Source organism: Vibrio sp. 811 (genome assembly GCF_033339195.1).
Genome location: NZ_JAWOUB010000041.1, coordinates 1 through 8698, shown reverse-complemented (window position 1 = coordinate 8698; position 8698 = coordinate 1). Strand labels below are relative to the sequence as shown.

At 40.5% G+C, this 8698-nt stretch carries 10 protein-coding genes; all 10 read left to right on the top strand.

The genetic code is table 11. The features are described from left to right. Window positions 1-831: 831 nt before the first annotated feature. The 10 genes from R7Q46_RS24340 to R7Q46_RS24290 all read left to right on the top strand — a co-directional run bounded on the left by R7Q46_RS24340 (window position 832) and on the right by R7Q46_RS24290 (window position 8540). A complete protein-coding gene (locus R7Q46_RS24340; RefSeq protein ID WP_258452241.1) occupies window positions 832-1461 on the top strand; it encodes a hypothetical protein in 630 nt (209 codons plus the stop codon). Window positions 1462-1594: 133 nt separating this feature from the next. Beyond that, window positions 1595-1897 carry a hypothetical protein gene (locus R7Q46_RS24335; RefSeq protein ID WP_074531763.1) on the top strand — a complete coding sequence of 101 codons (303 nt, stop codon included), beginning with the start codon at window positions 1595-1597 and terminating at the stop codon, window positions 1895-1897. Between the two features lie 168 nt (window positions 1898-2065). Then, window positions 2066-2473: an OsmC family protein gene (locus R7Q46_RS24330; RefSeq protein WP_318077839.1), complete on the top strand. Its 408-nt coding sequence runs from the start codon at window positions 2066-2068 to the stop codon at window positions 2471-2473. 536 nt (window positions 2474-3009) lie between these two features. After that, a complete protein-coding gene (locus R7Q46_RS24320; RefSeq protein WP_109170378.1) occupies window positions 3010-3426 on the top strand; it encodes a lysozyme inhibitor LprI family protein in 417 nt (138 codons plus the stop codon). Between the two features lie 170 nt (window positions 3427-3596). Next, complete coding sequence (locus R7Q46_RS24315; RefSeq protein ID WP_285386339.1) at window positions 3597-4661, top strand: hypothetical protein; 1065 nt, start codon at window positions 3597-3599, stop codon at window positions 4659-4661. Between the two features lie 165 nt (window positions 4662-4826). Further along, window positions 4827-5330, top strand: a complete 504-nt coding sequence (gene def / locus R7Q46_RS24310; RefSeq protein WP_045480152.1) for a peptide deformylase — start codon at window positions 4827-4829, stop codon at window positions 5328-5330. Between the two features lie 145 nt (window positions 5331-5475). After that, window positions 5476-5844 carry a hypothetical protein gene (locus R7Q46_RS24305; protein ID WP_318077837.1) on the top strand — a complete coding sequence of 123 codons (369 nt, stop codon included), beginning with the start codon at window positions 5476-5478 and terminating at the stop codon, window positions 5842-5844. 178 nt (window positions 5845-6022) lie between these two features. Beyond that, complete coding sequence (locus tag R7Q46_RS24300; protein ID WP_029785320.1) at window positions 6023-6547, top strand: DUF4823 domain-containing protein; 525 nt, start codon at window positions 6023-6025, stop codon at window positions 6545-6547. Between the two features lie 176 nt (window positions 6548-6723). Then, window positions 6724-7086 carry a VOC family protein gene (locus R7Q46_RS24295; protein ID WP_005386966.1) on the top strand — a complete coding sequence of 121 codons (363 nt, stop codon included), beginning with the start codon at window positions 6724-6726 and terminating at the stop codon, window positions 7084-7086. Between the two features lie 776 nt (window positions 7087-7862). Continuing rightward, entirely contained in the window at window positions 7863-8540 is a 678-nt protein-coding gene (locus tag R7Q46_RS24290) for a hypothetical protein (RefSeq protein WP_262647747.1), read from the top strand. The last annotated feature ends 158 nt before the right edge of the window (window positions 8541-8698 follow it).

Here is an 8698-nt window from a genome sequence, read left to right as displayed (position 1 = left end):
TTCGCCTAACAAGGCGTTTAAGGCGGATTCACAACGCTTGGCGACTTCAGTTCAAGTTGAATTTAGTGTTTAAGGTACAAGGGTTTAGGTTTGGTGGTTAGCGTTGTTCACCACTTAACGCGGCGTTAGTCGCCAGAAAAAGCTAGTAGTCAAAATCATGTTTCTAAGCTCAAAACTTGGCTACTGGTTGTTTGATTCATAGTTCCATCTTCGACGGTCAAAGCTCAGTTTCATCGGTTCTAAATCAATGCATTACTATTTTCCAAGCGGTTGTTTCGTTCTTTGGTGGTTATAGAGCGGGGTAATCGAAAATCTGTTTTTGGTTGCAAATCTGCTCGGTGAGTTTGTTGGTTTAAAAGCTTATTTACTTGCTGAAAGGACGTTTTCTCTGGTGTGGTAAGTTCCACGTGGTTTCAGTGACTTTGTTGAAAGTCCGCACTGTGAGATTGGTTTTCCAAAAGCGCTTTTTTGGTGTTGTCAGTCCGTTTTCTGCGGCGTTGGCTGTTCCAAGTGGTTTCATTGAGTAGCCGCTTTGAGACTACGCCTGACTTAAGTGCATCAAAACACATAAAGCTTGTTGTTCGCAAAGTTTAGTTTGGCTTAAAATTGTCGCTCGGTGCCTCGCGACTAACAAACTGCTCAAGAGGGATTCGCAACGTGTGGCATTTTTACCATGCGTTGAATTTAGTGATTAAGGTGGTTTGCGGCGGCTTTGGTATTGCGTTGCTCACCCCTTAGCAGGGCGTTATGCTACTTGGGGTGTAAAACCTGCCCCTTATCAATTAGAATAAAAGCTCGTTACTAATCTTAATCTATGTGAAATTTCAGTGTATGCGGTTTGATAAGCTTAACCAAAAAACTTTTTCTATTTTTCTTTTGTGTGCTTTGTTAGCACTTTCAATTTTAGCTTATTTGGGTGATAGCAATACGTTTTTAATTGGGAATTTAACTCCAGAGTTGATGGGTGTTTGCATTGAGTTGCTTATAATTCTTTGGGTGTTTGATAGATGGCAAGAACGAAGCAAAAAGAAAAAATTGGTATCACTTGAACGTAGGTTAAGGGAGTATCTTATTTTCTTTCTAAAGCATAGCTTCAAAAATGTACCTAAGGAATATCGAGTAGGTCGTTTTTTTGGTAAAGACCATCAAAAAAATATCAAGCAAATCGATAAGTTAATTCAGTATATTAAGTCAAACGGATTAGATGAATCAGCTCTTACCTCAATTCAGCAACATTCAATACGTGAACGCCGAACTTTAGAGAGCCTCCTACCTGTGGCTTCTGAATTGACGAATGAGCACTTTAAAGCTTGGAGTCGTATTGTGTATTTCATTAATTCTATAGCTGATTCTCAAGAGCCCATTAGTAAATCGACAGTTGATATCCTTCAAAACATTAAGCGTTTTGATAGTGAGTCATATAAACGTAAATTATACGTAGACGGTGACAAAGTAGCATAACAAACAGTTCAAGAGGGATTCAGCACGCGTGGCTTTTTTGGAATGCGTTGGGTTTAGTGATTAAGGCGTTATGCGGCAGCATCGGTATTGCGTGCTTCACCCCTTAACTGGGCGTTAGTTGTAAGGAGGAATTATGGAAAAAGTCTTATCAACATTAAAACTAGATCAATACTACAAGGTGATTTTGGTTGTTTCAGCGTTCGCTTTGTTTTTGTCTCTCAAATACCCTCTAATGGTTTCAAATGATGTTGTTTCAACTATTTCAGTAGGCTTTCTTCTAATTGGTATTGGTGAGTGGATAAACCATCCTGCCGAAACAACGATAACTCCACAGTATAGAATTACAGTTAGAAATAGAACAAATACAAAAATTGGCACTGTGTTAGATTTAATTGGTCTCGCTGTTATTGGAGTTGGTGTTTTTTACATCGCGTGAATTACAACTAACAAAGCGTTTAAGGCAGATTCGCAACGCTTGGCACTTTTGGTTTGAGTCAACTTTAGTGTTTACGGCACAATAGGTTAGGTTCAGTGGTGGCGTTGCTCACTACTTAACGCGGCGTTAAGTGCAATCAGAGAAAGTCACATCAAAAAGTAGGGAACTATGAGCATTAATATAAAATGGGATGGTGATTGTCGTTTTAAAGTGTCAACCGAAGGCGGCTTTACGTTTAATGTTGACGCTACAAGTGAGACAGCCCCTTGTCCAACGGAAGTTCTATTGTCGGCTTTAGGTTCATGTAGTGCTACGGATGTCGTCTTGTTACTACAAGATCAAGGTTTTGAAGTTAAAGGCCTAGAAAATAAGGTTACTTTCGCCCTAACGAAATCAGAACCTCGTTTATATAAATCAGCAAACTTACACTTTACAGTAAATGGCAGTGGTTTTAAGGAGTCTGACATTTTGCGAGCAGCTCAAGAGGCGGTGGAAAAGCATTGTCATGTTTGTCTTATGTTAAGCCCTACGATCGATATCACTTGTTCAGCTGAAGTGGGTAAAAATTGCACTTAACAAAGCGTTTAAGAGGGATTCACAACGCTTGGCAGTTTTGGTTCAAAGTTTAGCTTTTGTGTTTATGGCACAATGGTTTAAATTGGGTGGTATCGCGTTGTTCACCCCTTAACGCGGCGTTATGTTTAATCACGTAAAATCAGTAGCTTGTGTCTTTTCTTTGTTCCCTAAGTCATTCTGTTTTGGACTTTTCGCAAATTGGCGTCGTTTGACGCTGTTTTCCGAACATTTTCCTCAATCTCTAAGGTTAGAACTTCAGTTTTTGTGTTTTCTGTTTTCAAAGTTCTATTTGTTCAAATTTATGATTTAATTCGGTTTTTTAGCTTCTGGTTTTGTTTACAAAAGTCAGGTGGGTTAAACTTCTGTTCAGCTGAACGTAAGGTATTGAATCTTAAACATAACAAACAGTTCAAGAGGGATTCAGCACGCGTGGCATTTTTGGTATGCGTTGGTTTTAGTGTTGAAGCGCCATGCAGTAACATCGGTATTTCGTGCTTCACCCCTTAACTGGGCGTTATGTGCTTTCGGAGAAAACGATGAATAAGTGTCTAATCATCATATTAGCTAGTCTTTCGTTTGGTGCTCTTGCTGAAGAAGAGTCCATTGACTGTAATAATGCGATGACCACAATCGAGATAAACCAATGTGCCGCTATTGAATTAGAGTCAGCACAAGTTAAATTAGACAAATATCTAAACACTAGCTTTGAGCACAACTCTCATGACCCAGAACTGATCGCAGCAATTAAGCTTGCTCAACAGGATTGGCAAGCATATATGTCCTCTCACTGTGATTCGGTTTATACGCAATGGCGTGATGGAACTATTCGTGGAATTATGGCGATATCGTGCAAAACTAAGCTAACTAAACAAAGAACGCATGAGTTATGGGAAAACTTTTTAACTTATATGGACAGTACACCACCAGTTTTACCGGAGCCAAGTGTAGAGTAGGTTTCAACCACGCACATAACAAACTGTTCAAGAGGGATTCGCAACGCGTGGCATTTTTACTATGCGTTGTTTTTAGTGATTAAGGTGGTATGCGGCGGCTTCGGTATTGCGTTGCTCACCCCTTAACAGGGCGTTATACCCTTTAGTTGAAAATTTTATATAGGTGGATCTTGGAAGATATCGAAATATACGAACTAGCAGGCAATGTTCTTTCAGCAATTACGGGAGACTTGAATGAGGGCGCTTATGGAAATTTGGGCGGGACGATAACTTTGTCGTGGAGTGAGGAACCTACTCTCAATGCATGGGCGGAGTCTAGCTCAAACGTAGATGAGCCTCCTCAGCATAAAATCGGCATACATTATGAGTTGGTTCGTCAGATATATAGGGATATTGAAGCGTTTTGTAGCTATTTAGATAGTGACATTGATAAACAAGTTCTCGACTTCTTGTTTCAAGATTTTGAACAACCAATAGAAATGCTGCCTTCAATATTTTCTAGTGAAGCTCACAGAAAAAATATGTTCATAGCGGCAATAACTTGGGTGTATTTCCATGAGTTAGGCCACTTAACTCAAGAACATGGGTATATTCGTAGTCAAAAATTGAACGTTGGAACAAAATTAATTGAAGAATGTTACGCTCAAGGTGGTGACCTGATTAAAGGAGAGACGGCTGCTTTGTATCATGCGACAGAAATGGCAGCAGACTTCGAAGCTATCATTTTTTGCCTAGGTGAACTGGTGCGTCATTTTAAAGGTGAAGACCTGAAAGCTTCAATTTACTTATTCATATGTGGGATATCGTCTGTACTTTATCGTTTCCATGGAAACAAAAGTTTGGCTTTAGATAGTGAGCCAGTCGGAACTCACCCCAACCCGCTAGTTCGACTTGAAAATGTTATTCCTCAAATTTATGAATTTCTGAGTATCCCAGAATTGCACCGTCATATTGGGATTGAATTAAATAGAAAAATGATGCTTGAACTATGTAACCAAGCATCGAGTGCGGCTGGCTTGTTTTGGTTGCGCAGACTGAATACAGCTTTCGATAAACCGGAAGACTATTTTTTATCGGGTAACTTGAATCGGGCTAATGGTAAGAGCTATATGAGAGCTATCATTGGTGCTTGGGATGAAGTTGAACCTACTATACGAGAACTTCGTCGGTTCGGCTCTTCTTTTGGCGTGTTGCAATTTTCTACTCATACTAGGCAGAGTGTAGTGGGGCAATAAAACGTTGAAAAACGGGTATAACAATCTGTTTAAGAGTGATTCGCAACGCTTGGCATTTTTACTATGCGTTGCGTTTTGTGTTTAAGGTGGTATGCGGGTGCATCGGTATTGCGTTGCTCACACCTTAACAGGGCGTTATGAGCTTCCAAGAATTAGAAGGAAAATATGGCAGTTTTAGAAATCCTAACGGCACCAGATCCAAGGCTTAAGGTCAAAGCGGAAAAGGTGCGAGATATTACGACGGTACAAACATTAATAGACGATATGTTGGAAACGCTGTATGCGACTGACAATGGTATCGGTTTGGCGTCGACTCAAGTTGGTCGTAAAGAGGCTGTTGTTATTATCGACCTTTCAGAAAGTCGAGATGAACCGCTAATTTTAGTTAACCCAGAAGTGATTAGTGGCTCGGATAAAGCATTGGGTCAAGAGGGTTGTTTATCAGTTCCTGATTACTATGCAGACGTAGAGCGTTTTACTTCAGTTGTTGTATCTGCTTTAGATCGCGAAGGTAAGCCAATTACCATCGAAAGTGATGAGTTTCTAGCCATCGTAATGCAGCACGAAATAGATCATTTGTCGGGTAATCTGTTTATTGACTATCTTTCGCCACTTAAGCGTCAAATGGCTATGAAAAAGGTTAAAAAGTACGTTAAAGCGCACTCTTAACCCCGCTCATAACAAACTGTTTAAGAGTGATTCGCAACGCGTGGCATTTTTACTATGCGTTGCGTTTAGTGTTTAAGGTGGCATGCGGAGGCTTCGGTATTACGTTGCTCACACCTTAACAGGGCGTTATGTGCTTGGAGATCAAATGATAAAACAGCCTCCTTACAAAGTTGAGTTTGGTCAATCAGGAGAAGTCCCTCCGGCGCACGTTGTTGCCATAGATAAGACCTCAATAAAGTTAAGCAAGAGCAGTCGAGATGGCGATACAGTTGGTCGTATTGATGAGCTTGATCTCAACGGTGGGATTCAATCAGAGGAAACCAAACAGATGATGCTTGAGCTTAATAAGCAGGGTTTTGTGTTTGCTTACGATGATAAAGCTTATATTTCACCTAGCCATTTTATGAAGCAACTTTTATTGAGCGGTGACCTAAGAACATCATTCAAAGAAATCAGTTGGTCAAGTCCAAAGCAATGGTGCCTTACAGAGTATGAATTTGAGCAACGCACATAACAAACTGTTCAAGAGGGATTCGCAACACGTGGCATTTTTACTATGCGTTGATTTTAGTGTTTAAGGTGGTTGGCAGCGGCTTCGGTATTGCGTTGCTCACCCCTTAACAGGGCGTTATGCCCTACAAGTCTAGATTTTTACTATCATTTATGGGGAATGTTAGTAATAGGAAATAAAAATGAAAAAAAGAATACTCTTGTTGTCTGCCGTTCTATCAGCAATCGTTGGCTGTGCTGATTCTCATTCATTGAATGTAACTAAAACGGATAGCAATGTTCAGTTGAACGCTAGTAATGCAGTATATATCGCCTTATCGCAAGATGGGCAGTATGGAAGTCATTATTACCCAGGTTCTGGGCAAATGGTTAGCCAAACCATAAAAGGTGAGCTTGTAGCAACGCTAAATAATGTTGTTATTGCTAAAAGACCAGAAGACTACAACACTGCGTTAAACTTTGCGTCTTCACGAAAATTTGACTATTTGGTGTATCCAACAATTCTGCACTGGGAAGATCGAGCGACAGAATGGTCGGCAAAGTCTGACAAGGTAAAAGTAAAAATGGTTGTTGTGGATGTAAAATCTGGTTCTGTAGTTAAATCTGGAATTATCGAAGGTAAGAGTGGTTTAGCTACTTTTGGTGGGGATAAGCCGCAAGATTTACTACCTGAACCGACGAAAGAGTTCCTGTCCAGCATGCTTTAAGAGCACGGGCATAACAAAGCATTTAAGAGTGATTCCCAACGTATGGCATTTTTCATTCCATCATTGGGTTTTGTGTTTACGGTGGTATGGTTTAGGTTTGGTGGTAGCGTTGCTCACACCTTAATGCGGCGTTATGTACTTTAAGGAAAATTGTAACCAACTCTAAAGGATTGAGAGTGATAGATCATTTTGAAATTAAGGTAGTTGCATTCGAAGAATGTCGTGTGTTTTACAAGAATGTGCTAGAGCCATTGGGTATTGAACTCAAGTGGTCAGATGAAAATGCTGCTGGCTTTGGGCTTTCGAGCGAGCCAAATGTAAGGTTTCTAATTGAAAAAGGCGTCAGTAATTCTAAGTGCCATATTGCTTTTTCTGCATCAAACAAATTACAAGTTTCTGCGTTTCATCAAGCGGGGTTATCTTTAGGTGGTAAATGCAACGGTAAGCCTGGTTTACGAAAACACTATGCTCCAAACTACTACGCTGCGTTTTTGATTGACCCTGAGGGCAACAATGTGGAGTCAGTAGTGTACCTTTAGCACGTACATAACAAATTGTTCAAGAGTGATTCGGCACGCGTGGCATTTTTACTATGCGTTGGTTTTAGTGGTTAAGGTGGTATGCGGAAGCTTCGGTATTGCGCGCCTCACACCTTAACAAGGCGTTAGTTTGCAAGAGGAAAAACGTAGCTATATCGCAAGATCTAGTGGTAAAAGCTCAAAGCCTGAATTGTCGTATCGGAGTTCAATTTCAGTGTTAACTAGCGTGGTGATAATCCAAAATTGGCATCGTTTCAACGGTTGATTTGTTCTTTTGTGCGGCGACTTTTGGGTTAACTGAGTTGAACTTTTTTGCTGAAACTCTGCTCGTTGAGTTTGTTGGTACAAAAGCCGATTTACTCGCTGAAATGACGTTTTCTCTGGTGTGGAAAGTTCACGTGGTTTCAGTGACTTTGCTGAGAGTCCGCATTGTGAGATTGGTTTTCCAAAAGTGCTTTTTGGTGTTGTGAGTTCGTTTTCTGCGGCGTTGTTTGTTCCACGTGGTTTCATTGAGTTGCCGCTTTGAGACTACGCCTGACTTAAGTGCATCAAAACACATAAAGTTTATTGTTTGCAAAGTTTAAAATAACGTAAAATCAACGCTTTGGGTTTGCAAACTAACAAACTGCTCAAGAGGGATTCGCAACGCGTGGCATTTTCACTATGCGTTGAATTTAGTGATTAAGGTGGTATGCGGCGGCTTTGGTATTGCGTTGCTCACCCCTTAGCAGGGCGTTAGCTCTCCATTCAAAAATCCTGACAACACGGAAGAAAAGATGACAAAAAAAGAATTTACTTTTAGTGTATTGGCTTCAATTGTCGCTGCCGCGATCCTAGAAGTTTCGGGGGTGTTTAGTTCTCTTCATTATTTGAAGATTGATATAAGCATTCCATTATGGGCTATTCTCGTCTTCATCACTTGCCCAATATTGGGATCAATGTATTGGTTCAGGAACTCAATTACACCTGAGCACGAGCAAGTTTTAAAAGAACTAGATGCCGAACAAAAAGATAAAGCAAATGTACTTGCGCAACTAGAGGAGTCTAGAAATCATACTCGTTCTTTGGAGTTATTATTAAATGAGGTTAAGACGGATCTCGACGTTAAAGAAGATAAACTTCAACTTTGGGAGCAGCGAGGTGTAATGCTTTCTCTAGAGGATAGCCCTTCAGAAAAGGTTGTAAATAAAACCTTCGGGCCAGAAATAGTAACATTAGACAGTAAAGACTTTATCGGCTGCACGTTTGAGGGGACTATTTTAAAAATCATGGGAACTGGTCCTATTGGTTTACAGCATTGCAACTTCAACGATGTTCGTTGGGTTATGGATAAACCAGCTTCGAATGCTTTTTCAGTTTTAAGCGCTTTTTATCAGTCGGGTAATCCAGATATGCAAAAAATAGTTGAGCATACATTTGATAACATTCGGAATGGTGCGCGAAAAGCGAGCTAACAAAGCATTTAAGAGTGATTCGCAACGCTTAGCGGTTTCGCTTCGCTCAAGTATAGCCAAGCGCCGCTCACACCTTAATGCGGCGTTAGTACGGGGTTGGCACCAAAGGTCATAAGTTTCGGTGTTTATCTGTTTTGGTGTTCGTATTTACACCTTAC